The organism is Bartonella sp. HY761 (genome assembly GCF_026743145.1).
Classification (GTDB): Bacteria; Pseudomonadota; Alphaproteobacteria; order Rhizobiales; family Rhizobiaceae; genus HY038.
This window is the reverse complement of sequence record NZ_CP104887.1, coordinates 2,164,216-2,190,288: the sequence shown is the minus strand read 5'-3', so window position 1 is coordinate 2,190,288 and position 26,073 is coordinate 2,164,216. Positions and strand designations below refer to the sequence as shown.

Below are 26,073 nucleotides of genomic sequence, written 5' to 3'. Positions count from 1 at the left end.
CATTAAAAGAACTTTTTTGAGAAATTATTTTTTGTGCTAATGATAGCAACCCTCAGTTTATATGTGTCGCTAAAAGTTATATTTATTTAATTTATATAATATATTAAATATAACTAATTTAAAATGAACTATATTAAATTAAATATTGGGGTTTTTAAAAAATAAATTGAAATTTAAAAAATATTTAATATAAACGTCATTTGTATAGTTTTATTTAATGTTAAATTTTATCTTTATGGGGTGTTTAAATGGCAAGAGGCGTAAGTATAACAAAACCGTCAATGGTGGTTAATTCTGGTACGAATTATATATTTGGTACTAATAACGATGATTATGTAAATATTAAAGGTGAAGTTAAAGCGGGTTGGCGCTCACAGAATACAATTGAACTTGGTCACGGTAACGATACTGTCTGGATCGGTCAAAGTATGTGGGGATACGGCCAAAACACTATTAAGGGTGGTAATGGCAATAAGGTACTCAGCATCATGGGCGGGGTTGATTCCTGTGCTGGGGCATATAGTAAAAATGAAATCGTGTTTGACGGCGTAAGCACTGATAAACGTACTTTAAATTTGGGATATGTTCGATCAGCTGATTCAGGCTTGAACACCATAACAACAGGTGCGGGTACAGATTATTTGAATATTTGGGCAATGCATGCATTCAAATATGGTACAAATAGCATTTCTTTAGGCGATGGTGACAAATACCTAAATTTCCAAAACGACATTTTCGCCCGAGATTGGTATGGCGTTAATACAATCGATTTGGGTATTGGTAAGCATGACATTGTCATTGGCAGTAACTATATCGCTTATTATAGCACCACCAACAGACTAAGTACAGTATCAGGCGACACTAACATATGGATCAAAAATGCCATGTGGAGTGATTCTGAAAACAGTATTGAACTTGGTGAAGGTGTTCATAACATCCATATTGGTAATATGTGGTCACATTATAGTGGTTATAATTCCATCGTAACCGAAGGTACAACAACAATTAATATTGATCGTGACCTTGTTAGCTTCTCAAAAAACCTTATTCAAACTGGTGATGGCAACGACGTTATTAATATTAACTGGGGAATTAATGCCGATAAAGGCACCAACATGATTAATACTGGCGCTGGCAATGATACTGTTCGTGTTGGTTTTATGAATGCACAATATGCGGATAACATTATTGATCTCGGTGAAGGTGATGATCGCTTATCAATCAATGGTAACCTAACCTCAGGTCCCAATGCGAATAACTATATTTACGGTGGTGCCGGAAACGATTTTATCGAAATTTACGGTTACATTTTCCCAAATAGCCTCGTACTCGATGGTGGTGAAGGTTATGATACACTTTCCTTAAAAGCTGATTATAGTTGGGATTTTGCAGGGCGATATCAAAATTGGGTAAGTAATTTTGTATCAAGCCCAAGTTTTGGCTGGGCAAGTCTTGAAAATATTGATGTTAATATCAATAATAAATATAGTTTGAACCAGATTTCATGGCTTACAAACCTAATTAATAATCACAATGATCAAAATTCGGATTCTCACATCGATATGAGTCTTAATCTCGATAAATGGGGTAGTGTTTTTGAATTAAATAGCATTTTCACTTCAGCTGACGAAACTGCTATTAATAAAATCAATCTTACTGGCGGTAGCGCTAACCAGTTAAACATCCATTCATCATTGGATTTTAATGGCTATGATAATGATAAATTATTTATCAATGGTGATGCCAATGACACTGTTGCTTTTGATAATCTTTGGACAAAAGCTACAGATAAGTACACCGATGCCCAAACAGGTTTAGTTTATAACGAATTCCATAATTCGTATAATGAAACCGTCTATGTGCAAGAGAATGTTCAGTTGTCATATGTATAATTGAATATCTTAAAATCGATTATTTTTAATTTAAAGCCCGTAGAGTTTTATCCTTTACGGGCTTTTTATTTGTTTGATATCGGGTTGATCGTTTCCTTTAAAATCGTATATCATTAAGTAAATACAAAATTGCTTTTAAAAGCATAAAAAAACCCACTGGAAAACCAGTGGGTTAATGAGAAGGAATTTGGGCTGGCTGCTTTTTTATTCGCAAACCTTGCGAAAGACAAAAGCATGTGAGTTTATCAATCCGCATTTTCTCGTAAGGATCAAAAGATCAGTTGTATGCGTTTTATGATATATGTCGGCTTTCAAAAGAGTTTTAAAGGCCGACATATGCCATTAGTTAGCCTGACGACGCAGGAATGCAGGAATTTCCAACTGTTCATCTTCGCTTGGCGCTTCAGCGCGTTGTTGCTGTGGACGCATTTGCGCTTCATTTGGGCGGCGCGGTGTATAAATTGCCTGATCCTGATTAGGAGCCTGACGATTGTCACCCATGTTTGGCCGTTGTCCCATTTGATTTGGTTGAGCATTTTGACCGCTAGAACGCTGTGGAGCACTTTGCTTTGGAGCTACCGCAGGTTCGAGACGTGCGCTTGGCTCCTCGTCATCGCGATGAATAAAACCCTGTTTTAAACGCTGCCACAAACTGCGAGGTGTATTGCTTTCGTTGCTACCTTTACTTTTTTGATCAGCATTAATGCGCAAAGATGGCGGAAATGCTTCAATTTCAGGAATGCGCGACGAAGCTTGTTGTTGGGCCTGTTGCATAGGCTGTTGTTGAGCCTGCTGCATTGACTGTTGTGGTGCGCGCTGTTGTGGCGCAACTACACGCTGTTGACCATTAGCCTGTTGTGCCTGCATGTTGCCCTGCTGCGGGTTTAATGATTGGCTAAAATTTTGGCTAGCTGGAGCTACACTGCGGTTTGGTGCAACAGTATCAACACTTGGCGGCGTTGCTGCTGTTTGGCCCATAGGTTGCAAGGGAGCTGATGTGCGAGCAGGTTGCTTTGCAAGATTAGGCTGACCAACTACACGATTTGGTGCGGCTGGCTGCGCGCTTGCAAAAATTTGGCTTTGTGGACGAAATGGCTCTTCCATAGGCGCTGCCATTTCTTCTTCTAATGCCTCAATGACTTCAATAAAGGATTCTGGCTGCGGCTGCACTGGTCGAGTCGAGACCGGAGCTGCCGCTTCAAGCTTTTTTACAGCATGTACCGAAGTAGAGTTTTCAATTGTCAAGCCAGCTTCAAGTGCAGCGCGGTCAATGCCGGTTGCAACAACAGAAACGCGGATGATGCCTTCAAGTGCTTCATCATTAATAGCACCAAAGATGATGTTTGCGTCAGCATCCACTTCTTCCTTAATGCGGTTAACAGCTTCATCAACTTCAAACAAGGTAAGATCGCTACCACCTGAAACAGAAACAAGTAGGCCACGTGCACCGCGCATTGATGTTTCATCAAGCAATGGATTAGCAATTGCAGCCTCAGCAGCTTTTAATGCACGTCCTTCACCTGATGCTTCGCCAGTGCCCATCATTGCTTTGCCCATATCATGCATGACAGAGCGCACATCGGCAAAGTCTAGATTGATAAGACCCTTGCGGATCATCAAATCAGTAATCGAAGCTACACCTGAATAAAGAACCTGATCTGCCATAGCGAAGGCATCAGCAAAGGTTGTTTTTTCATTCGCAATGCGGAAAAGATTTTGGTTTGGAATAACGATAAGCGTATCAACGCTTTTTTGTAATTCTTCAATACCAGCTTCCGCTGTCTTCATGCGGCGTTGGCCTTCAAAAGAAAAAGGCTTGGTTACCACACCAACAGTCAAAAGACCTTTTTCACGGGCGGCGCGTGCAATAATTGGAGCCGCGCCCGTACCCGTACCACCACCCATACCGGCAGTCACAAATACCATATGAGAAGAATTAAGGTGATCTAGAATTTCATCAAGAGATTCTTCCGCTGCTGACTGCCCAACTTCTGGGCGTGCACCAGCACCAAGACCTTCAGTGACTGAAGCACCAAGTTGAACAACTTTTTCAGCCCGTGACATTGCAAGTGCCTGTGCATCCGTATTGGCCACAACAAATTCAACGCCTTCAAGACCAGCATTGATCATATTGTTAACGGCGTTGCCGCCGCCACCACCAACACCAAAAACCGTAATTTTTGGCTTTAACTCGACTATTTCTGGTCTTTGTAAAGTAATAGACATAATTTATTCCTTCTCACCTTAAACCGCAAGCCCAATGCGGTAAACTGACTATTTCTAGATATGAAAAAGGCATTCCAAAACCAAATTTCACATCCCATGATCTAAAACCGGTAAGCTTAAGTTAAAAGACAAGCTTACAAGCTAATTTTTTTAAGAACCTTTGCGAAGTCCTCCGCGCAACCAATGACTAACGCGGGAAAAATGTCCGCTATTGGCACTTGCATTGCTTGATGATCCCTGCACTTTATATTCTTCCATTCCGCTAATTTGCGGATAGATTAATAATCCTACAGCCGAGGAGAACGCCGCGCCCCTTGCCATATCTGGCAATCCAGAAATACCAAGCGGTCTGCCTATGCGTAATTGACCCTTAAGAATATGACGACCAACTTCGGCAATACCAGGTAGTTGCGAACCACCACCAGTTAGAATTATGCGCTTTCCAACCAAACTACCAAAGCCAGATTGTGTAAGCTTATCTCTTGTCATTTCAAGAATTTCTTCCACACGAGCGCGAATAATACGTGCAAGTAAGGCACGTGGATATTGACCTGCAAGCCCTGAATCTTGCCCATTACTGTCGCGCATTGGTGGCATGGAAATCATATGGCGATCATCGGCACTAACCGAGAGAGCCGAGCCATGCATCACTTTGATGCGTTCGGCTTCATCTAGCGGAATGGTAAAGCCGCGAGCAATGTCGAGTGTAATATGATTTGCCCCAATCGGTAGCATATCGGTAAAGACAAAACGACCCTCAGCAAATATCGAAATAGTTGTAGTGCCCGCACCGATATCAATACAGGCGGTACCAAGGCGCGGTTCATCACCAACAAGAACAGAAAGGCCGCTTGCATAAGGTGTTGCGACAACTGTCTCGACACTTAAATGCGCGCGATTGATACAATGCTCTAAATTACGCAACGGCGCACTTTCGGCCGTTACTATGTGCATTTCTGCACCAAGTTCACGCCCCATCATATCGCGCGGATCAGAAATGCCGCTTTCACCATCAAGGCTAAAATTGCCAGGTAATGAATGCATAATATAACGATCAAGATCAAATGCTGATTTCGAACATTCAGAAAGTGCACGGCGCACATCGCGCATATCAACCTTATCACCGCTAATATCAATTTTTGAATTAACTTGTGTACTTTTAAGCTTGCCTGCAGAAAAGTTGACAATCACTGAATCAACAATGAGGCCGGCCATACGTTCAGCGCTGTCAACAGCCAAACGAATGGCTGCTTCAGCCTTGGACATATCAACTATAATGCCGGCCTTTACACCCTGCGAACGCTGAATACCAAAACCAAGTACTTCCATACTATGGGTGCGACCATGGAGATATTCTGTTTGTTCCAATGGGCGTAAACGAGCAATAATGCAAACAATTTTACTTGAGCCAACATCTAGCACCGTCAAAAGCCGGGTTTTACGTGATGAAGAACCATTTAAGTGGGCGATAAAATTCATGCTCGCCCCGCTTTGCGTGCTTTTTCACGCTTTTCTAGTTCTTTTACAGTTTCGGTGCGTCGTTTTAATGCCTCATCAGTTAGCGCAACCGTGACACGGTCATCAAGGCGTAAATCAACACTTAAAATATCACGTGACAAAAGTCCGTCCTTTTGATCCATTTCAAGAATTTGGGTGAGACGTTTGCCAAAATTTTCTTCTGGTAATTTAACCCTTACGCCATTATCTAAAACAATGTCCCAGCGGCGGTCACCGATACGAATATAAGCGCGAACGCGCTCTTTGATGTTTGGAAATTCATCCATCGCATTAAGAAAATTTTGAGCCGTATTTTCGGCGCCAGTACCAACAATCAAGGGTAAGTGGCGGCTAAATCCAGCGCGATAAGGAATAATGACATTGCCATCCTTATCAACAATATCAACTTCACCATTATGCTGCCACAGCGCCATTGGTTGATGTTCGCTTAGCATAATATTGAGACGATCAGGATAAATTTTTTGTACAGTGACAGCTTTTACCCATGGTAAAGCTTTCAATTCATCGCGCACCTTATCGACATCATAGCCGATAATTGATGTATCGCCATCAAGGCCGATTGCGCCAAGCACATCAATCTCTGATGTAAAATAGTTACCTTTTACGTCAACCTTTTCTACGGCAAAGCCGAGGGATGATGTCGCAAGCTTTACTGCATCATCACTATGGTTTCCTGCATAAGTGCCATAAAATATTGTTGAACTTAATAAGGCCAATACAGCAAAAGAGCCGCTATGACGCGGTATAGCAATATGTCCAGACGTAAACCGTAAGACAATACCTTTTATCCGCCGTGAAAATTTAATCACGCGGTTTTTGAGCATTGTTCTCAAGTTCTGCTTGAAATTGCTGTTTAGCGCATGCACGATGCATCCTCCACGATCCATTTTACTAGATCACCAAATGTTAGACCGGAAACTTTAGCCATATCAGGGACTAGGGAGGTTGGCGTCATACCAGGTTGGGTATTGACTTCAAGCCAGATGAGATCATCTGTTTTTTCATCAAAACGAAAATCGGAACGACTGACCCCACGACAACCAATTGCCTGATGGGCTAGTAGTGCCATTCTTTGTATATTTTGGTAAATATTTGGTGAAATTTCAGCAGGACAAACGTGAATTGATCCGCCTTGTGCATATTTTGCATCATAATCATAGAATTTATAGCTGGCATTAGGAACAATTTCGCACACATCAAGTATGCGATCGCCTAAAACGCCGCAGGTAAATTCACGACCTGGAATATATTGCTCGACAATCACTTCATCACCATAAGGCCATTCTGGGGCGCTAAGTGATGCGGGTGGTGTATTTTGTCCCTCCAAAACGATGACAACACCAAAGCTCGAACCTTCTTTAACGGGCTTAACCACATAAGGAGGGGTAATAGGATGAATAGTACCAATATCATGGCGATCCATTACCCGAGACGGAGCAACCTTAACCCCTGCCGCGCTAGCAATTATTTTAGCCCGCGCTTTATCCATAGCAAGAGCTGATGCAAGTACGCCAGAATGGGTATAAGGAATTTTCAAAAACTCTAAAATTCCTTGAATTGTACCATCTTCACCAAAAGGACCATGAAGCGCATTAAAGGCAACATCAGGGCGAAGTTGTGCAAGGCGATCAGCAACATTGGTATCAACATCAAGGCGTGTCACTTGAAAACCAAGGGCTTCAAGTGCATCGGCACAAGCATTGCCTGATGACAGGCTAACTGGTCTCTCAGATGAAAAACCACCCATAAGCACAGCAACATGTTTGTTGTTCACCTTAAATCCCCTACAGATTATGCACAGTAAAAATTACAGTTTTGAATCATCAATTACCAAAAGATTCATGATACGAATCAAATATGTAATTATGGTTAACATAAGAATCAGACTGGCGCTGTAAAAACAAGTCCCCTTAGCTTGGCAAGGCTTGCCAAAGGCGGTTTTTATGTCTCATGTTTCTGAAAAGACTCAAAAATTTTTTTTTGATTTTTTTTGTATTTTTTAGAAAGTCGTTATCAATCTGCGTCTTTTAAAGCACTATCGAAAAGTCTTTTATTATTTTGTAAAAAAAGGACAGCAAAGCAGTCGATTTGGCGTGATAGTTTTTATTAGAGCAGATATAGATCTAAGATAATTTTTTTTAATATTAGTCACATTGAAATTATCTTTTTTATATTTCACCATTGAATGCTTAACCCAAGATTGTTTATGTTGTGACTGATATTTTTCCTACCCAAAAAGGTTAATTTCATCAAAAATCAGTAAATTACGATATTAGAATATATCTAATTTTTAGAGTTTTATTAATATTTGTTACAAATAGTGATAAATATGATTTTTTGAGCTTTATCTTTTGTTAAAGCTGCTTTATGCACATTTACGAATAAATGTTTTGCGTATGAATTGACTTTATAATCAAGGAACAAAAAATGCATAATAGCATTGGTTTACGGCCAATCAGGTCGACGATTTTTCGCACTCTCTTTTTAGGTGTATTAGCAATTGGCTTGGGGGCATGTACGACAACTGGTACAACGACAGTTGACGGACAGCCAACGACTAAAACAACCATCAAGCCACAAAGTTTTATTGAAGGAAATAAGTCGCTTGATGAGCGTTATGGCCCTGATAGAGATGAACCATTTAAAATTAAACCAATTCCTAATGGTGTTATCCCTGAAAAATTCCAGCGTACGGTTGTTGCTTATCCATCACGCGAAGCGCCTGGCACAATTATCGTTGAGCCAGCCAATCACTATCTTTATTTCATTGCTGGCAATGGCAAAGCTATTCGCTATGGTGTGAGTGTTGGTGCCGCCGGTCTTGGTTTTCAAGGCGAAGCAGATCTTAAAGTAAAACGTAAATGGCCGCGTTGGATTCCAACCAAGGATATGATTGCGCGTGCGCCAGAACGCTATAAAAAATATGAAAATGGCGTAGATGGCGGTCCAAGCAACCCCTTGGGCGCGCGTGCGCTTTATCTTTACCAAAATAATGTTGATACCTATTATCGCATTCACGGTACAACCCAACCATCAAGCATTGGTAAATCGGTGTCAGCTGGTTGCATCCGCATGGCAAATCCAGATGTGATTGACCTTTTTGCCCGTGTGCGTACAGGTGCTAAAGTTATCGTGCGCTAAGATACAAAAAATTGTATAACAAAAGGGCAGGAAGAGATTTTCTTTTCCTGCCCTTTTTACATGTTTAATCAATTTTCAGCTTTGGTTTTTTCATTTAAAGTGGCTTAATCGAATTTTTCTTTAGAATTGGCAAAGCCTTTTACCCAATAACCAGCAGCCTTAATCCAATTAAGTGGCACATGACGTTCGGTATTAAAGAACATACGTAAGTGGCGGGTTACCTTTCCTTCGGCGGCAATCCAGATAAATGTCCGCTCTTGCAAGCTTAGTTCCTTAACCTTTTCAAGCAGAAATTTGGGTTCATCAGCAAGTTCAACCGAGCGGTAAACCCAATGATAGGTTACATTGGCCTTGGTATTAAATTTTTGCACTTCCTGTTCATTGGCAACCGTTGCAATAACGGTGATGTCAGTGCCTTCAGCGGCTTCCTCAACCCGTCTGCCAATGGCTGGCAAAGCCGTTTCATCGCCGATTAATAGCCAAGCATTAATATTGCCGCCAATAACGGCTGAACCGCGTGGACCACCAATGACAAGTTCATCACCTTGTTTTGCATTTAATGCAAAAGTGCTTGCTGGTCCTGCATCATGTAACACAAAATCAATCGCTAATAGGTTGGCCTGTTCGTCATAAAAACGTGGTGTATATTCGCGGCTTTGCTGGGTTAGTTCATTCTCGCCAAAAAATAGCTTGATATGATCATCGGGAGCTGCTGAAACAAAGCCCGTAAGATCATCTCCACCAACGAATACCCGGCGCATCAAGGGGGTTACATCTTCAATTTTTTCAACTTTCAATATGCGGCGTTTGGTTTCGTGACGTACACGCTCAATATGCGGTGCTGTATCATTTTCTTGGGTCATGACTTTTCCTAAAAATTTTTGTTCTATTTTGCTTGATTTTACCGCTATTATAGCTGCATAATATTGTATTTGTCTCTTATATTTTTACATCAAACTCATCAAATTGCTCGATACCTTTACCTTGTGCAGTAAGGTCTATGTAATGGGCCATGCGCTTTTCATCCACAATGCTTGATGTCATGCCGCGCTTCCAATAGCCGATCGCTTTTATGTCGGCTTTCGCCACTTGCCCGCCACTTAAAAAGTGGTCGCGTATTTGTCGCGCTTCTTCACGCTCGCAGGCGATCCAAAGATTGGCTTTGGTGGTTGGATTGATGGAAAGAGCTTCTTTGACTAAAAAACCAGAAGTGCCGGCGGCACAATCATCTTGACGAATAAAGGTTTTATAATCTACCCCTGCGATCTTCGGTAATTCGTCTATTGCGGATTGATGGGCGCAATCAATATAGGCTGTGGCTTTTAAACCTTGTGGCCAATTTTTAAAAATAGAAAATAGCGCAGGAATTGCCGTATCGTCGGCAAAAAATATATTATCATGACCATTTTTATAATCAGGCATAAAATGTTGCTTTGGTCCCATAAGATAAATCTTGTCACCAATTTTTTGCTTGCTCAACCAGTCCATAGCCAAGCTTTGGCCGTGATGAACTACAAAATCGATTTCTGCAATATTGGTTGCGGCATAATAGTCACGAATGGTGTAAACACGGGTGATTGGCTTTCCACTACCAATGGCATCCATTTCAATTCGGACAGCATTATTGGCTTGCAACCATTGATCTAGGTTTGGATCTTTGACAATGCCGCTTACACGTATTACTGAAGCAAACGGTTTTGCAATCTCAGTAATTGTCATGCTATTGCGTATGATCTTGTGTCCCGACATTTTTGCGGTTTCACTTGCATTTTTAGAACTGGCTTTTGTTTCCATATTTGCCATTTTGCACCTACCCAAAATATTGTTGTCAGCATTGGTATAATGGCAATATTTCACAATGACAAATAAAACATGATAAAAATACTCAAATTAAATAATGAAAATAATTTTTGCGATAATGTTCTTGATATGTTCTTTAATTTTTGATATTGTGTTTCTGTCAGGGAATGGATGTTTAGCTATGCCTATAGGCAAGTAAATGCCATTTATTTATTAAGCTATTTCAATCAAGTATGGTTGCTCATTTGCTTTATGGCATTTCAGCAAGTTTTTGGCAGTGGTGCAATGTTAAAAATTCGGATTAATCATAATCTTGCTGATAATCTTGCCAAGGCTGATAAGGCAGCTTTTGGCGATGGTCGCCAAGCGCACGCTAATGATATTATTGAAGATAGCAATATGCGGCTTCAAGCAAAGCGTATAAAAGGGCGTGGAGCAGGGCTTAATCCTGCAGGGCGCTTTGAGGATAAATCAGTTTGTTCCTTTGATGATGGCTGGCAAAATGATGAAGAAATAGCACCGCTTAAAACAATTGTTCAAATTGAAAAAGCTCGCAATATTATTACAAGCAACAGTTCGCCTGATCTTGGATTTGACCGCTCTATCAATCCTTATCGTGGTTGTGAGCATGGTTGTATTTATTGTTTTGCCCGTCCTAGCCACTCTTATATGGGCTTGTCGGCAGGGGTTGATTTTGAAACACAGCTTTTTGCAAAACCTGATGCAGCAAAATTGCTAGAAAAGGAATTATCAAAAGCTGGCTATAAACCGAAAATCATTGCCATTGGTACGAATACTGATCCTTATCAGCCGATTGAAAAAAAATGGGCGATTATGCGAGAAATTTTGACCGTTTTAAATAGGGCCAATCATCCGGTAAGTATTGTGACAAAATCAGCTTTGATTTTGCGTGATGTTGATATTTTAAGCGAAATGGCGCAAAAACGGTTGGTACGGGTTTGTATATCACTTACCACATTGGATAGTAGGCTTTCACGGGCAATGGAGCCAAGAGCTGCAACGCCAAAGCGCCGCCTTGAAACTATAAAGCAATTGCATCAAGCCAATATACCGGTTTCCACATTAGTTGCGCCGGTTATTCCGGGTTTAAATGATCATGAGATTGAAAATATATTAGAGTCTGCAAAAGAAGCTGGTGTTCATGACGCAGATTTTGTCATGCTGCGTTTGCCTTATGAGGTTGCCCCTTTATTTAAAGATTGGCTTTTGCGCGAATATCCCAATCACTATCGTAAAATTATTTCAATTTTACGATCTATGCGTGGCGGCAAGGATTATGATGCTGATTGGCAAAGTCGGATGCGCGGTACAGGCCCTTTTGCCGAACTGGTTGCCCGCCGCTTTGCTATAACATGTCAAAGGCTAGACATTGGCAAGCGTCGTATTCCTCTTTCATTTGAAAATTTCGAGCCACCAATAAAATCGCCCGTACAATTATCGTTGTTTTAAAACATAAGGGGCTTTGATATTATGCAGTAAACTATTTAAGCAAAAATTATCGTAAAATAACTCTTCGGCAATTGCTAGGTTAGTATGTTAACATGGTCATAGAGTGTTGTTTAAATTGCCTTAATTATTTTGAATTGGAATTATGCTCTTGTCTCTTTATGATGTTAAGGACTTTGATGAATTTGTAACTTCGCTAAAATCTGTCACCTTGCACGACCAATGGCATGCAAGGGTAGCCAAGATTGGTGGTAAATTTTTTGCCGCCCTTGGTGGTAAAGGTGGTTTATGGGTTGATTGTTTGGTTTTTAAGGTAGCGCCTTCAAGCTATCTTATGATGCTTGAGCAAGATGGTATAAAACGTGCGCCTTATACATCAAGCACCTGGCCGGCCGTACATAAAAATTCAGAACTAACTGATGATGAATTAAAAATCTATATCGCGCGTTCCTATGATATTGTTGCTAAAAGTTTAACGAGAAAAAAGCGCCAAGAATGTGGTGTTGAGTAGAGTTTTTTAAGTTGATACGATAAAGAGATTTAAAACCATATACTCGTAAATAATCTTGTAATCATAAATATTGGGGCAATGCTGCAAATCTTCTCAAAATGCTTGCACAAATTTGCCGGTAATGTCACAAGGCTTTATGGCAAAAAAATTTAATCCTTTACCGCTTTTATTTGATATTCCTAAGCAACCAGATTTTTCTGGCGAGCAACGTTTAATGCGCCATGGGGCAAAATTTGTTGCGGGTACTGATGAAGCAGGACGCGGGCCTTTAGCTGGGCCAGTAGTTGCTGCTGCGGTTATTTTAAACCCTGATAACATCCCTGTTGGTCTCAATGACTCTAAAAAATTGTCGCATAAGCAGCGCGAAAAATTGTATCAACAAATTTTGGATAGCGCTCTTAGCGTTAGTATTTGCAGCGTGAGTGCATTATCCATTGATCTTAGTGATATACGTAAAGCCTCGCTTGAAGCCATGCGCCGTGCATGCCAAGGCCTTGCAGTGCAGCCCGATTATATTTTAATCGATGGCCGCGATATACCTGATGGCTTACCTTGTGCTGCCGATTCTTGGGTAAAAGGCGATCAACGCTCCGTCTCCATTGCTGCCGCCTCGATCATTGCCAAGGAAATGCGTGATAAAATGATGATTTTAGCAGCCAGTCAACATCCCCATTATGGGTTTGAAAAACATGCCGGTTATGCAACAGTTACCCATCGGCAAGCTATTGAAAGTCATGGGCCAGTTAAAAAATTGCATCGCTATAGTTTTGCGCCGATAAAAAATATGGATATTAAATAGTAGGCTTTTTAAATTTCTTGTTCTTGTGCTATAAATCTAAAAAATCTAAAAATAAAACTTAAGTAAAATATTATTATCGTTCATCTTTTTATTATAAAAGTTTAAAATATCATGATTGTTTCAGCATCGCCTACTATTATAAAACAAGTCGTTGCGCATTTGCGTGAGGGCAAGTTGGCGGCTCTACCTACCGAAACAGTTTATGGTTTGGCAGCAGATGCAACCAATGGAGAGGCGGTGGCAGAAATTTTTGCCACCAAAGGTCGTCCCCATTTTAATCCTTTAATTGCTCATGTTGCCTCCATGGATATGGCAGCACGTTATGTTGCAATTGATGATATGTCAGCCAAGTTGATGCAAGAATTTTGGCCAGGACCTTTGACACTTGTTTTACCACTGCGAAAAAATAACAATATTCACCCTTTGGCAACAGCTGGCTTGCCAACCCTTGCCTTGCGCAACCCTAAAGGAATTTTTGCAGATATTGTGCAAGGTCTTGATCGTCCTATTGTTGCACCAAGTGCTAACCGTTCTGGTCGAATTAGCCCAACAAGTGCCATTGCGGTTGAAAATGATTTTCAAGGTCGTGTGCCATTAATTATTGATGCAGGTCCATGTGAAGTAGGGGTTGAATCCACCATTATCAAAGTTGATGGTGATGATGTTTATTTACTGCGCCCTGGTGGTTTAGAGCGTGAAGCGATTGAGGCTATTATAAAGCGGCCAGTGAAACAACTGGATCATGGTGCAGCTATTCAAGCACCGGGTATGATGAAGTCTCATTACGCGCCCAATGCAACAATGCGTTTAAATGTTGATGAAGTCATGGAAGGGGAAGCGCTTTTACACTTTGGTGACACAGCAATTAAGGGGCAGGCAAATGCAAAAGCCATTTTAAATTTGAGTGAAAGTGGAGATTTAAAAGAAGCAGCAGTGCATTTATTTGATTATATGCAGCGCCTTGATCTTGTTGGCGCAAGTTCCATTGCGGTTGCACCAATACCGTTGACAAGTCTTGGTGAGGCAATAAATGACCGGCTTAACCGCGCCGCTGCACCAAAATAAAAACTCTGTTATGATAATTCCGCTGTGGCACTGGTTAAAAAGGCTAAATCGTCACCGCTTACAAATGGTGAAAGCTTTTCATAAACCTTTGCATGATAGGCGTTGAGCCATTGGCGTTCTTCCAAAGTAAGCATAGTGCTATCAATCAAGCTTTGATCAATTGGACATAGGGTCAAGGTTTCAAAACTATGCATGTCAATTTCGCCGCCATCAATTGGTTCTGCATCTTGCACAATAAGCAAGTTTTCAATGCGTATGCCAAAGGCGCCCTCGCGGTAATATCCGGGCTCATTGGAAATAATCATGCCTGCCATTAATTCTTGTGTGCTAGCGCGTGATAAGCTTTGCGGCCCTTCATGAACCGATAGAAAAGAGCCAACACCATGCCCTGTACCATGCTTATAATCAAGGCCAGCTTTCCATAAGGCGCTGCGTGCCAAAATATCAAGATCAACACCGCGTGAATGGGCAGGAAAACGTGCCAATGACATGTTGATCATGCCTTTTAACACCAATGTGAAACAGCGAATTTGTTCCGCATCTGGCTTGCCACCTTTAGCACAAATGGCAACGGTTCTGGTAACATCTGTGGTGCCATCGCGATATTGCGCGCCTGAATCAACGAGGTATAATTCATGCGGTTCTAATTTGCGGTTGGTTTTGGTGTTAACACGGTAATGGATAATAGCGCCATCACTCCCCACGCCCGAAATCGTGTCAAATGATAAATCTTCAAGCTTAGAATTGTGCTCAATTGCGGTTTTTGCGCGAAATTCTTCAAGCTTAATAGCGGCGGAAATTTCGTCTTGAGTACCTGCACTTTGCCGACTTAGCCACGAGAAAAATCTAACCAAGGCAACACCGTCACGCAAATGCGCCCGTCTTGCGCCTTCTAGTTCTACTGCGTTTTTAATTGCCCTTGGTAATTTTGCCGGATCTTGCCCTTCAACAATTTTTGCGCCAGCATCTTCAATAAGTGTGCGGATTTTTTCAGCACATAAATTGGCATCAAGCAATATTTTTTGATTACCGGCAATAATTTCCTTCAATTTATCAATCATATGGTTTGGAGCCACAATATGGCATAGCGGGTCTAGATAGGCTTTTTCTTCAACCCCAAGTTTTCTTGGATCAATAAATAAATAGGGCTTACTAGATGCTGATATAAAAGCAAAAGATAATGGTAATGGCGTATTTGAAACATCTGTTCCGCGAATATTAAACAGCCATGCAATTGATGATGGATCAGTTAAAATAGTGGCGGTGCAATTTTTCTGCCTAATATCCTCCTGAATTTCTGCAAGTTTAATATCTGCTTCTTTACCAGCCATGGAAAGCGGTTGAATGGTCACGCGGCCAAGTGGTGGTTCTGGCTGGTCATCCCAAATGACATCAACAAGATTATAATCTAAACTATGCAAATTGCCACCAGCCTTTGCCATAGCTTCACGCAGATGACGTGCTCCTGCAATAGTGGTGAGCCAAGGGTCAAAGCCAATTGTTAGACCTTTGCCATGCTCACTCAACCACTTTGATGGTGGATGTGATATTAAATCTTCATAGTCAAAAACATTATTATCGGTTTGTTGGCGAACTTGTAAACTATAACGCCCATCGGTAAAAATATAGGCTTTATCTTGCAAGACAAGTGCGCTTCCCGCCGATCCGGTGAAACCGGTTAGCCAAGCAAGGCGTTGCGCATGTGGCGGCACATATTCACCCTGATGCTCATCGGCGCGGGGTATGATAAAGCCATCAAGCCCTAAGCGGCTCATTTCTTTGCGCAATAGTGCCAGTCTTGGCTTGCCATTGTCCGGATTGGTTGCAATATCAAAGGTTTGAAACATTTTACACCTTGCAAGATTTGGCTTTATCGCTTGGATTAATTATTATTTGATTTATCGTTTTAAATGTAGTGTTACCCAACCATTACGGTGAAATGTTGATTGGTGATACAGTCCCTGTGCACGATAAGCTGCAAGAACACGGTCTCGTTGGCTATCTAAAATACCCGATAATATGATGGAGCCATTGGGTTTTAATGCCCGTGACATTCGCGGCGCTAGCATCATTAACGGCCGAGCAAGAATATTGGCAACAATCAAGTCAAATGGCGCACGCATCAATAATTCACGATGGTGGAAACCTGCTGCTGTTACCGCATCAATGCGCGATGCAACGCCATTTAATTTAATATTTTCCTTAGCAACCTTGGTCGCAATCGGGTCAATATCACTGGCGACAATCTTTACGGGGTAAAGCTTAGCCATGCCAATGGCTAACACGCCGCTGCCTGTACCAAGGTCAAGAATGTTTTGTGGATGCTCGTTGCGCATCACCATGCCAATCATTTCAAGGCAACCGGCAGTTGTGCCGTGATGGCCGGTACCAAATGCTTGGCCTGCATCAATTTCAATGGAAATATCATTAGCGGCAATTTTTTCTCGGTCATGGCTACCATGCACAAAAAAACGGCCGGCACGTACAGGTTTTAACCCTTCAAGGCTGTGTTGAACCCAATCAATTTCAGGTAAAATTTCAACCGTGATGCTATTTTCATCAATATTTAAAATATTGGCAAAGCGCGTGCGCATATCCTCAAGGTCATCATCTTCACAATAAAGCGAAACCTCGAAAATTTCTTCATCTTCATTAATTTCTGCAATAGAAACTGGTAAGCCATCTTCTTCAAAAGCTGGCTCAAGCTTGGCATAGATTGCCTCGGCATCGGATTTTGTATGGGTTATAAATAGGCGTATCTGTGACAAAATATTAGTTTCCTGCGCTTTTTGCCAATTCTTTTAACCATTCTACAGCAACTTCCTTATCTTGCTGGTAAGGAATAGTGGTGCGAACGCGCCCACCTTTTCTAAGCAAGATAACCGCAGCAGTGTGGTCATAAGTATAATCACCATCATTGCCAGGTACTTTTTCAGCCACAATATTAAAACTCTTTATGGCTGCATGTACCTTTTGCGGATCGCCAGATATGCCAATAATACGGTCAGAAAAATTGGAAATATAATCATGCATAACTTGTGGCGTATCACGCTCTGGGTCAACGGTAAAGAACCAAACTTTAATTTTATCTGCATCAGGGCCTAAAGCCTCTAACCATTCGGTAATATCCAAAAGTGTTGTTGGGCAAACATCGGGGCACATCGTATAGCCAAAAAATACGGCTGATGGTTGCGCACGAATATCATCTTGCGTAACGCTCTTACCATTGGAATCGGTAAGGCTAAAATCATCACCAAAGGGTTTGGGTTTGGTAAAATGTGCCCAAGCAAATATTGCCACAAAAAATAGGGCAGTAATTATGGCAAATTTGGTTAGTGCTTTCATTGAATAACCTAGTTATAATTGCGGCAAACCGATGCTTGATTTTAATACTGTAATTTGTTTTTTAACAAATCAATTTAAAAAACGTCATCAATTTATGGATGAAAAGGCTCTGTTTGCCTGTTAGAGTAAATTAAAGTAACTATAAGCATGCATTGATTGCTATTCAACCAATTTTAAAAGATAAAAAGTCGCACTATGAAAGATATCGGAAAAGATATAGGGGCTGAAACTGCTGATTTGCGGTTTCAAGATAAGGCCCCGCGCATTCACTCAACCGCGCGGCTAAAAGGCACAAAACTTGGTCCCTATAGTGAAATTGGCGAGCGTGTGCAGCTCACCGATATAAATCTTGGTGCTTTTAGCTATTTTGAACGCAATGGCGAAGCAATCTATGCCGACATTGGCAAATTTTGTTCAATCGCTGCCAATGTGCGGATTAATGCCCTTGAACATCCGATGGAGCGATTAAGTACCCACAAATTTAGCTATCGCCCCAATGAATATTTTCGTTTTTTAGCGCTCGATAGCGAATTTCGTGCACGGCGACAAAATAAAAGAGTGTCAATTGGCCATGATGTGTGGATTGGTCATGGCGCGGTAATTATGCCAGATATCAAAATTGGTCATGGTGCGGTGATTGGTGCCAATGCTGTTGTAACCAAAGATGTGGGGGATTATGAAATTGTGGTTGGAGTACCTGCAAAAAACATAAAAATGCGTTTTACAAAGCCCGTAGTTGAAGCTTTACTTGCACTTCAATGGTGGGATTGGCCATTGGAAAAGCTTTATGAAGCAATTCCTGATATGCAAAATATGAATATTGAAGATTTTATCGAAAAATGGCAAGCATAGTATTGTCAAATATTTGCCGCAAATAAAACAAAGTTATGAGTTTTTGATTTTAGAAACATTTTCATTCTAATATTGCCTGAAATATTGCATTTTTGTTGCAAGGTTTTCACAGTGACGTGATAATCTATTTTTACTGTTTTCTTTTTTTAAATTTGTAGCACTCTATGGCCACGATATGCTTATGGCGCATATCACCATTTAGAGCGCATTTCGATCTGATTGGATCAGATCGGCGCTCTAATGCATTGTTTACATCGCGTTTTTTGTCCGAAAACCGCTTCACACTTTTCGGAAAACGCTCTAATTAAGGAGATTGCATTATGTCCAAGAGAGTTGCAGATATCGTTGTAAAAACACTGGAAGATGCAGGCGTGCGGCGGTGCTATGGTATTGTTGGTGATACCCTAAACTATGTGACAACCGCGATTTCAAAAAGCCAAATCAGCTGGGTGCATATGCGCCATGAGGAAGCTGGGGCTTTTGCCGCTGGTGCTGATGCTTATCTTACTGGTGAAATTGCTGCTTGCGCTGGTTCTTGCGGGCCAGGTTCATTGCATTTTATTAATGGTATTTTTGAAGCAAACCGCAATCGCGCACCAATGGTATTGATTGCCAGCCAATTGGCAAGTGGAACTTTAGGTACAGCCTATCCACAAGAAGTGGATTTTCGCGCGCTTTATTCTCATTGCTCGGTATTTTGTGAGCAGGTATTAAATCCAGAAGATGCCCAGCGTATCACTGCGCAAGCCTGCCAAGCGGCTATTGCTAAAAAAGGTGTGGCGGTTATCATTTTACCATCGGATATATCTGAGGCTTTTATTAAAAATGAAACGCAATTTAAAACCTATCGTACCCATCCAGTTATTCGCCCAAGTGATAGCGAACTTTCTGAAGTTGCAAGCCTTTTGGCCAAGGGTAAAAAGGTTGGTATTTTTGTTGGCGCAGGTGTAAAGGGCGCTCATGATGAAGTGATTGCACTTGCCAAAAAATTAAAAAGTCCAATCGGCCATTCAACCCGTGCTAAGGATTTCATCGAATATGATAATCCTTATGATATTGGAATGACAGGGATGCTAGGTGGCAAGCCTTGCTTTACCATGATGGAAGAATGTGACACGCTCTTATTGCTTGGTACAGATTTTGCTTTTAGCCAGTTTTATCCCAATAAAGCGACATTAATCCAGATTGATGAAGATGCATCTCGTCTTGGTCATCGTCATCCTGTTGAGCTTGGTTTGGTGGGCGATATTAAAGCCAGCGTTGAAGCATTATTGCCAATCGTTGCAGAAAAATCCGACGCTAATTTCCTTGACCATTGTTTGAAAATAAATGAAGAGCATAAAAAAGAACAGGAAAAAGAGGTTCAAGAAGCAAAGTCAATTATCCATCCTCAGCGTCTTGTTTCCCTTATTAGCGAACATGCTGATGATGATGCGGTAGCTGTAGCAGATTGCGGAACTGCTATGGTTTGGGTTCTTCGTCATTTTAAAACCAATGGTAAACGGCGCACTTTATCCAGCCTTTTACATGGTTCAATGGCAAATGCTATGCCACAGGCACTAGGCATTAAAAAAGCCTATCCCGATCGCCAAGTCATTTCCATTTCTGGTGATGGTGGTCTTTCAATGCTTATGGGTGAATTATTGACGGCGGTGCAAGAAAAAATCAATGTCAAAATTGTTGTGCTCAATAATGCTTCCCTTAACTTTGTTGAACTTGAGCAAAAGGCTGAATCTCTGGTTAATGAATATACGGATTTAAAAAATCCAGATTTTGCTAAAATGGCAGAAGTTATTGGTTTTGGTGCTTGGCGAGTTGAAAAGCCAGAGCAACTTGAAAATGCCATAAAAGAATTTTTAGCCTATGATGGGCCTGCGCTTCTTGACGTTTTAACTAGTGGCTATGAATTGGTTATGCCACCAGAAGTTAGCGTTAGTGAAGTAAAAAACATGGCGCTTTATGGTGTAAAAGCCGTTTTAAAAGGACGCGTAAAAGAAGTTAAAGATCTACTTGTAGATAATTTTGTTCGCTAATAGTTAGAATAAAAAATCTAGCTTAAAAATGGATTTAAAAACACCTTTTCATTTTATGAAAGGGTGTTTTTTTATGCTTGACTCTCACCTTACGTAATCATTTACAAAAGCTTATGCAGTGAAAAACTACGATTAAAGCAAGCTTATGCCAAGATATAATCCAAATTGGCTTCGTTAGCTTTATTATTTATCTAGGGGCTTTTTATGAAAAAAGTAAAAAGGGATTGTGCGCTTTATAGTGTTAAAAAAATTGGGCAATTATCGGGGGTGTCGGTACGGACATTACATTATTATGATGCCTTTGGCTTGTTAAAGCCTTGCCATGTGGGAGCTAATGGTTATCGGTTCTATTCCCAATATGAATTAGTGCGTTTGCAACAAATTATAATTTATCGCCAAATGGATCTCAGCCTTGCAACCATTAAACAGCTTTTGGATGGAAATAACCAAGTTGAACTATTGCAAGGGCAAAAGAAGTTACTGGTTGAAAAAATAGCATCTTTTCAAAAAATGCTTCAATCCGTTCAGGCAACGATTGAAGCACTAGAAGGAGATAAAGGGTTGAAAATAAAAGATTTATATTCTGGTTATATCGAGCCTGAAAAACAAGCTCAATATGAAAGCCAATTGATTGAATACTACGGCAAAGAGGCTACCAAAATTATAAAAAATTCTATGCCAGAAAATAACAACGGCGAGATTTTTAATCAAGAAACAATGCAAGAATTGCAGTTTATTGAAACTGCGCTTGCAAATAGTTTTAAAAATAAACAAAAGCCTGATGCCGCAAATGTTCAAAAACTAATTTCTCAGCATTGGGCGTGGGTCTTAAAACAATGGCGTTGTGAAGCGCCTTGTGATGCCTATCTTGCACTGGCCGATAGTTATGAAAATCATCCTGATTTTATTGCTCGTTATGAAGCAATTGCTAGCGGGTTTACAGTGTTTTTAACAACCGCAATCCGCCATTTTGTTCATGCTCAATCAAAGTAGTCTAAAAAGCTTAGCTATCGCTCAAAAATGGTAAAGCGGGTAGGGTGGCTGTCTTTTTCGCCTGCTGCAACATCAAATGTTTCAATAGTTTGCCAATTGGTTAAATCTGGAAGTTTAAAAAACGTGTCGCCATCAATAGTGCTTAATATTTCAGTCAAATAAATGCGGGTGACAAAAGGCATAGCAATTTTAAAAATCTCGCCGCCGCCAATGACAAAAATCTCGTTAATATTACTAGCTTTTGCTGCTTCAATTGCAATAGTTTTAGCGTCATCAAAATTGGTGACGCTAGTTGCTCCACTTGCTTTAAACTTGGCATCACGGCTAATAACAATATTTTCGCGCCCCGGTAAGGGGCGACCAATCGAGTCCCAAGTTTTACGCCCCATAATGATTGGTTTGCCAAGGGTATGAGTTTTAAAGCGCTTTAAATCAGTTGATAGCCGCCATGGCATATCATTATCAAGACCAATGATACCATTTTGCGCAACTGCTACAATAATACTAATATCCATGATTTAATAACCTTTTAAACCGCAATTGGCGCCTTGATCGTTGGTTGGGCAATATAATCTTCCAACGTGAAATCCTCAAATTGGAAAGCAAATAGATCATGGATATTTTTATTAATATGCATTTTCGGCAAAGCGGTTGGCGTGCGGTTTAGTTGCTCTTTGGCTTGGTCAAAATGGTTGGAATAAAGATGGGCATCACCAAAACTATGGATAAATTCACCCAGTTGAAGCCCCGTTACCTGAGCGATCATCATGGTAAGCAAAGCATAGGACGCAATATTAAAGGGAACACCAAGAAATATATCAGCCGAGCGTTGGTAAAGCTGGCAAGAAAGACGGCCATTTGCGACATAAAATTGAAATAAGCAATGGCAAGGTGGCAAGGCCATTTCGTCGACTAGGGCAGGGTTCCAAGCCGAAACAATTAACCGGCGAGAATCTGGATTGGTCTTGATCATATGGATAAGATTGCTAATCTGGTCTATATGGCGGCCATCGGGTGCTGGCCATGAACGCCATTGGTAGCCGTAAACCGGACCAAGATCACCATTTTCATCAGCCCATTCATCCCAAATAGAAACGCGGTTTTCTTTAAGCCACGCAATATTAGTGTCGCCTTTTAAAAACCATAAAAGCTCATAAATTATTGATCTTAAATGCAGCTTTTTGGTTGTAAGAAGAGGAAAGCCCTCATTCAAATCAAAACGCATTTGATAGCCAAAGACTGAGCGTGTACCCGTTCCGGTGCGGTCGGATTTATCCGTGCCAGTATCGATGACATGGGAAAGAAGATCAAGATAAGTCTGCATGAAATCATTTACTCTAATTTATAAGATTGCAAAACTTTATATATTCTCATACGATTCTGCTACCATCAGAATAGCTATCAGCTTAAAAAAACTAGCTGTATCGCATATAAGTTATTATAAATTTGTCTTTCAAAATTTGGTAAGTTGAATAAAAGATTGGAATAATTATGTCGCCATTTGTAAATCAACCGCCATGGCTACTTAAAAAAGGCATGGCTTTTGAGCAAGAGAGCTGCAAAGCAGAATTAGTTGAGTTTATTGGCTGGTTAAATTCTTTGCCAATGGATCAGCGGCAAGTTTATGAAAAGCGTTTTTATCCGCCTTTGCCCTTGCGTAATATTTATCAACAAGGCGGCTCAAATCATGATGAGGATTATCTCATTCATAATGATTATAGGATCTTTAATTGGCAAAAATTTCGAAAATCTCATTTGACTGTTAAAACAATTGGCCAAAGTGCTAAAAAACAAAAGTTCTTATTCTTTTGGGGGCATCGCCCAGCCGCCAATGCACTTATAACCAAATCTTGTTTTAGCCAATGGTGGATTGATGAATTTACCATTAGTGGTGAAAAATTTTGCTGCATGGAGCAATATATGATGGCGGCAAAAGCGCGCCTATTTGGCGATGAAGACATGCGACTATTGATTATGGCGAACAAAGATCCAAAATCAATTAAGGCTTTGGGGCGTGGTGTCCGTGGATTTGATGAAAGTGCTTGGGATAGGTTCAAATATTCGACTGTGTGCAATGGTAATTATTATAAGTTTTTGCAAAATAGGCCCTTATTGGATTTTATCCTTTCAACAAGCAGTCGTATTTTGGTGGAGGCAAGTCCTTATGATAAGGTTTGGGGTATAGGGCTTCCAGAAAGTGATGAAAATGTCGATAACCCTAAATTTTGGCGTGGTGAGAATTTGCTTGGTTTTGCTTTAACGCAAATACGCGATGATTTAGCATCTGTTACCCAATAATTACGCTAGTATAGACCTAAATTTGAGGACTTCAAAATAATTTTGTCTTTGGTCTTTTCTTTGCCTAAATTTTCTCTTATATAGAGATTGCCTCTATAAGGGGCTATGGTGATAAATGGGCTTTGTAATAAACCTATTGGACCCGGGGGCGGTACCCGGCGCCTCCACCATAAATCGGACAATTGGCATTTTGGTTGTTGTCCGCTTTATGATGGGGGCGAAATAGGATCGACAAGGGCGTAAAGATTGATCTTTCACTCGGCATTGTACCACCGTTATCGGGCTAAAGTAGTAGTTGCAAATGACAATTACGCGGAGGCACGTCTCGCTGCTTAATGCAGTGCGATAGCTTCAAATTAAGTCTTATGCCGTCGCAGGTATAAGCGGGGTTCGGAGGCACCTGGCAACAGAAGCCTTCACTTTCAAATTCTTCATTTTTAATATTAGATATTGTTTATCCATCGATATGCTTAATTTGATATAATTGCTTTTTGCGAGATAATGTCTAAAATGTATTGTCAATGACTTTAAACATGCTGATGGTAAGTAAACCTATTTATAGATGATTTAAAAATCTTCATTTTAATGATGGTTGCAAATTTATCCTTATTATTTGCTATAAACAGCCCTTAAAAAGAGCTATAACTTAGTTAACCTCTAAATTTTAATCGGTACTTTTTAGTTGAAAGTTTGATTTTCTTCGGCTAACAAAAACGTGCGTTAAGATAATTTGTCGCTTTAAAAAGATTTTTAATTATGCAATGTTCTGTCTATATACTAGGCAGGAAAAGTTTTGAAAGAAGAGTCGCAAATGGCAACAGATCGTATCCATTATGAAGTGCTTGTGCAGGATGCATTACGCAATGTTATCCGCAGTGTACTGACCGAAGTGGCAAAATCTGGCTTGCCAGGTGAACACCATTTTTTCATTACCTTTTTAACCAATATGCCCGGCGTTGAAATTTCCAAGCGCTTGAAAGAGCGCTATCCCGAACAGATGACAATTGTTTTGCAAAATCAGTTTTGGGATTTAAAGGTAGATGATAAAGAGTTTAGCGTCACTTTATCTTTCGGCGATGTGCCAGAATATATAAAAATTCCTTTTATTGCTGTGCAGGGCTTTTACGATCCTGCGGCTGCATTTGAGGCCTCATTTGATCTTCCTGAATTGGTTATCTCTAGTCTTGATGATGATGAAGAGGAGGTGATGATTGAAAAGGAAGATGGTGTAACTGTTCCAGTTATCACTATAAAAGCGCCTGAAAAGCCTGCGACTGAAACCTTAGAAAAAGCTGAAAATAATATTGCCAGTGAAAGTAAGGAAAAAGCTTCAGCCGATGTTGTTTCGCTTGATTCTTTCCGTAAGAAATAATTAGTTTTGCGGTCATATAGAGTTTAGTTGAGTTTTATCGCAGTTGGACAATTGGCTATGGGTGATATTGTTAATTTACGTCTTTTCAAAAAACAAAAAGAGCGTAAAAATAAAGAACAATTAGCAGATGAAAACCGCCAAATTCATGGGCGAACTAAAATTGAAAAGAATTTTGATAAGCGTCATCATGAAAAGGCAGATCAATTCTTGGACAATAATCGCTTGCACCATGATGATAGTAATAATTGAATTTTTATGTGAGGCGTAGATTACGTAAAAACTGCTTATGTTGCCAGATAATAAGAGGGCAGCCCAATCTGCTAGCCATAACCCAATTGATGCAAATTTTGATGTATTTATCAATTGGCAAGATGCGACTTTACGTAAAATATCGATAAACTTAGCTGGCCATTCAACCAGCTTTTCATTGGAAAATCCATTTTTAGATATTTTGAAGAGTGAGGCACGGTTAAGACAGATACCCTTTGCCCAATTGGTGCGCATAATTGATGATCAACGGCCAACCAATATCAACTTATCATCGGCTTTACGGCTGGTAGCTTTGGCTATTTTAAAAAATAAATCCAATTATACAATAAATATCTAGCTTTGTTTTAATGAATTTATGATTATAAAAACTTTATTGGTCTATATTATTTTCGTTGTTTGCATTATAAGGCATCATTATGTCCTGTTTTACAAAATGGTGACAGCGAAAAAGTGCCGCAATATGATGAATCATTTGGTTGTTTGTTGAGTAG

General features: G+C 40.4%; 24 protein-coding genes and 1 other RNA gene. 14 read left to right on the top strand and 11 right to left on the bottom strand.

The window, feature by feature from the left end; translation table 11 throughout:
* The first annotated feature begins 248 nt into the window (after nucleotides 1-248).
* Entirely contained in the window at nucleotides 249-1,892 is a 1,644-nt protein-coding gene (locus N6A79_RS09500; RefSeq protein WP_268545749.1) for a hypothetical protein, read from the top strand.
* Between the two features lie 342 nt (nucleotides 1,893-2,234).
* On the opposite strand, the gene ftsZ is transcribed toward N6A79_RS09500, so the two are convergent.
* The 4 genes from ftsZ to N6A79_RS09480 form a co-directional block, all read right to left on the bottom strand.
* The gene (gene ftsZ, locus N6A79_RS09495) at nucleotides 2,235-4,118 is read right to left on the bottom strand and encodes a cell division protein FtsZ (RefSeq protein WP_268545748.1); all 1,884 of its coding nucleotides are present in this window, start codon (nucleotides 4,116-4,118) and stop codon (nucleotides 2,235-2,237) included.
* Nucleotides 4,119-4,268: 150 nt separating this feature from the next.
* The gene (ftsA, locus tag N6A79_RS09490; RefSeq protein WP_268545747.1) at nucleotides 4,269-5,597 is read right to left on the bottom strand and encodes a cell division protein FtsA; all 1,329 of its coding nucleotides are present in this window, start codon (nucleotides 5,595-5,597) and stop codon (nucleotides 4,269-4,271) included.
* On the bottom strand, nucleotides 5,594-6,460 hold the full coding sequence (locus N6A79_RS09485; RefSeq protein WP_268545746.1) for a cell division protein FtsQ/DivIB: 867 nt from the start codon (nucleotides 6,458-6,460) through the stop codon (nucleotides 5,594-5,596). The genes ftsA and N6A79_RS09485 overlap by 4 nt, the downstream gene beginning before the upstream one ends.
* Nucleotides 6,461-6,489: 29 nt before the next feature.
* Complete coding sequence (locus N6A79_RS09480) at nucleotides 6,490-7,410, bottom strand: D-alanine--D-alanine ligase (RefSeq protein ID WP_268545745.1); 921 nt, start codon at nucleotides 7,408-7,410, stop codon at nucleotides 6,490-6,492.
* A gap of 653 nt (nucleotides 7,411-8,063) precedes the next feature.
* Between N6A79_RS09480 and N6A79_RS09475 the strand changes: the two genes are divergently transcribed.
* Entirely contained in the window at nucleotides 8,064-8,777 is a 714-nt protein-coding gene (locus N6A79_RS09475; RefSeq protein ID WP_268545744.1) for a L,D-transpeptidase, read from the top strand.
* Between the two features lie 104 nt (nucleotides 8,778-8,881).
* On the opposite strand, the gene N6A79_RS09470 is transcribed toward N6A79_RS09475, so the two are convergent.
* Both N6A79_RS09470 and N6A79_RS09465 read right to left on the bottom strand, forming a co-directional pair.
* Nucleotides 8,882-9,640: a siderophore-interacting protein gene (locus tag N6A79_RS09470; RefSeq protein WP_182417387.1), complete on the bottom strand. Its 759-nt coding sequence runs from the start codon at nucleotides 9,638-9,640 to the stop codon at nucleotides 8,882-8,884.
* A gap of 76 nt (nucleotides 9,641-9,716) precedes the next feature.
* Nucleotides 9,717-10,580 (bottom strand): siderophore-interacting protein, encoded by an 864-nt coding sequence (locus tag N6A79_RS09465; protein ID WP_268545743.1) that lies wholly within the window; start codon nucleotides 10,578-10,580, stop codon nucleotides 9,717-9,719.
* A 282-nt stretch (nucleotides 10,581-10,862) separates the two neighbouring features.
* Here N6A79_RS09465 and N6A79_RS09460 point away from each other — a divergent pair, with 282 nt between their 5' ends.
* The 4 genes from N6A79_RS09460 (at nucleotide 10,863) to N6A79_RS09445 (ending at nucleotide 14,419) form a co-directional block, all read left to right on the top strand.
* Complete coding sequence (locus tag N6A79_RS09460) at nucleotides 10,863-12,047, top strand: PA0069 family radical SAM protein (protein ID WP_268547575.1); 1,185 nt, start codon at nucleotides 10,863-10,865, stop codon at nucleotides 12,045-12,047.
* 148 nt (nucleotides 12,048-12,195) lie between these two features.
* The gene (locus N6A79_RS09455; RefSeq protein WP_268545742.1) at nucleotides 12,196-12,555 is read left to right on the top strand and encodes an MmcQ/YjbR family DNA-binding protein; all 360 of its coding nucleotides are present in this window, start codon (nucleotides 12,196-12,198) and stop codon (nucleotides 12,553-12,555) included.
* Nucleotides 12,556-12,691: 136 nt separating this feature from the next.
* The gene (locus tag N6A79_RS09450) at nucleotides 12,692-13,354 is read left to right on the top strand and encodes a ribonuclease HII (protein ID WP_268545741.1); all 663 of its coding nucleotides are present in this window, start codon (nucleotides 12,692-12,694) and stop codon (nucleotides 13,352-13,354) included.
* Nucleotides 13,355-13,465: 111 nt separating this feature from the next.
* A complete protein-coding gene (locus N6A79_RS09445; protein WP_268545740.1) occupies nucleotides 13,466-14,419 on the top strand; it encodes an L-threonylcarbamoyladenylate synthase in 954 nt (317 codons plus the stop codon).
* An 8-nt stretch (nucleotides 14,420-14,427) separates the two neighbouring features.
* On the opposite strand, the gene N6A79_RS09440 is transcribed toward N6A79_RS09445, so the two are convergent.
* From N6A79_RS09440 to N6A79_RS09430, 3 genes are read right to left on the bottom strand one after another with little or no spacing between them, the layout of a single operon-like run.
* Nucleotides 14,428-16,266 (bottom strand): aminopeptidase P family protein, encoded by a 1,839-nt coding sequence (locus N6A79_RS09440; RefSeq protein ID WP_268545739.1) that lies wholly within the window; start codon nucleotides 16,264-16,266, stop codon nucleotides 14,428-14,430.
* 51 nt (nucleotides 16,267-16,317) lie between these two features.
* Nucleotides 16,318-17,187 carry a 50S ribosomal protein L11 methyltransferase gene (locus N6A79_RS09435; RefSeq protein ID WP_268545738.1) on the bottom strand — a complete coding sequence of 290 codons (870 nt, stop codon included), beginning with the start codon at nucleotides 17,185-17,187 and terminating at the stop codon, nucleotides 16,318-16,320.
* A 4-nt stretch (nucleotides 17,188-17,191) separates the two neighbouring features.
* Complete coding sequence (locus N6A79_RS09430; protein WP_182417380.1) at nucleotides 17,192-17,764, bottom strand: SCO family protein; 573 nt, start codon at nucleotides 17,762-17,764, stop codon at nucleotides 17,192-17,194.
* Between the two features lie 195 nt (nucleotides 17,765-17,959).
* Here N6A79_RS09430 and N6A79_RS09425 point away from each other — a divergent pair, with 195 nt between their 5' ends.
* From N6A79_RS09425 to N6A79_RS09415, 3 genes are all read left to right on the top strand, one after another.
* On the top strand, nucleotides 17,960-18,616 hold the full coding sequence (locus tag N6A79_RS09425; protein WP_268545737.1) for a DapH/DapD/GlmU-related protein: 657 nt from the start codon (nucleotides 17,960-17,962) through the stop codon (nucleotides 18,614-18,616).
* Between the two features lie 320 nt (nucleotides 18,617-18,936).
* Nucleotides 18,937-20,649, top strand: a complete 1,713-nt coding sequence (locus N6A79_RS09420; protein ID WP_268545736.1) for a thiamine pyrophosphate-dependent enzyme — start codon at nucleotides 18,937-18,939, stop codon at nucleotides 20,647-20,649.
* Nucleotides 20,650-20,853: 204 nt separating this feature from the next.
* Entirely contained in the window at nucleotides 20,854-21,642 is a 789-nt protein-coding gene (locus N6A79_RS09415; RefSeq protein ID WP_268545735.1) for a MerR family transcriptional regulator, read from the top strand.
* A 14-nt stretch (nucleotides 21,643-21,656) separates the two neighbouring features.
* Here the strand turns inward: N6A79_RS09415 and N6A79_RS09410 are convergent, their stop codons facing one another.
* Nucleotides 21,657-22,157, bottom strand: coding sequence for a dihydrofolate reductase (locus tag N6A79_RS09410; RefSeq protein WP_268545734.1), 501 nt, complete (start codon nucleotides 22,155-22,157; stop codon nucleotides 21,657-21,659).
* 14 nt (nucleotides 22,158-22,171) lie between these two features.
* Complete coding sequence (locus tag N6A79_RS09405) at nucleotides 22,172-22,966, bottom strand: thymidylate synthase (RefSeq protein ID WP_268545733.1); 795 nt, start codon at nucleotides 22,964-22,966, stop codon at nucleotides 22,172-22,174.
* Between the two features lie 167 nt (nucleotides 22,967-23,133).
* Here N6A79_RS09405 and N6A79_RS09400 point away from each other — a divergent pair, with 167 nt between their 5' ends.
* From N6A79_RS09400 to N6A79_RS09380, 5 genes are all read left to right on the top strand, one after another.
* On the top strand, nucleotides 23,134-23,940 hold the full coding sequence (locus N6A79_RS09400; protein ID WP_268545732.1) for an NADAR family protein: 807 nt from the start codon (nucleotides 23,134-23,136) through the stop codon (nucleotides 23,938-23,940).
* 50 nt (nucleotides 23,941-23,990) lie between these two features.
* Nucleotides 23,991-24,361, top strand: a transfer-messenger RNA (tmRNA) gene (gene ssrA, locus N6A79_RS09395).
* A 390-nt stretch (nucleotides 24,362-24,751) separates the two neighbouring features.
* Entirely contained in the window at nucleotides 24,752-25,312 is a 561-nt protein-coding gene (locus tag N6A79_RS09390) for an SspB family protein (RefSeq protein WP_182417373.1), read from the top strand.
* A 57-nt stretch (nucleotides 25,313-25,369) separates the two neighbouring features.
* Complete coding sequence (locus N6A79_RS09385) at nucleotides 25,370-25,561, top strand: DUF4169 family protein (RefSeq protein WP_268547574.1); 192 nt, start codon at nucleotides 25,370-25,372, stop codon at nucleotides 25,559-25,561.
* 37 nt (nucleotides 25,562-25,598) lie between these two features.
* Nucleotides 25,599-25,919 (top strand): ribbon-helix-helix domain-containing protein, encoded by a 321-nt coding sequence (locus N6A79_RS09380; RefSeq protein ID WP_326848733.1) that lies wholly within the window; start codon nucleotides 25,599-25,601, stop codon nucleotides 25,917-25,919.
* The last annotated feature ends 154 nt before the right edge of the window (nucleotides 25,920-26,073 follow it).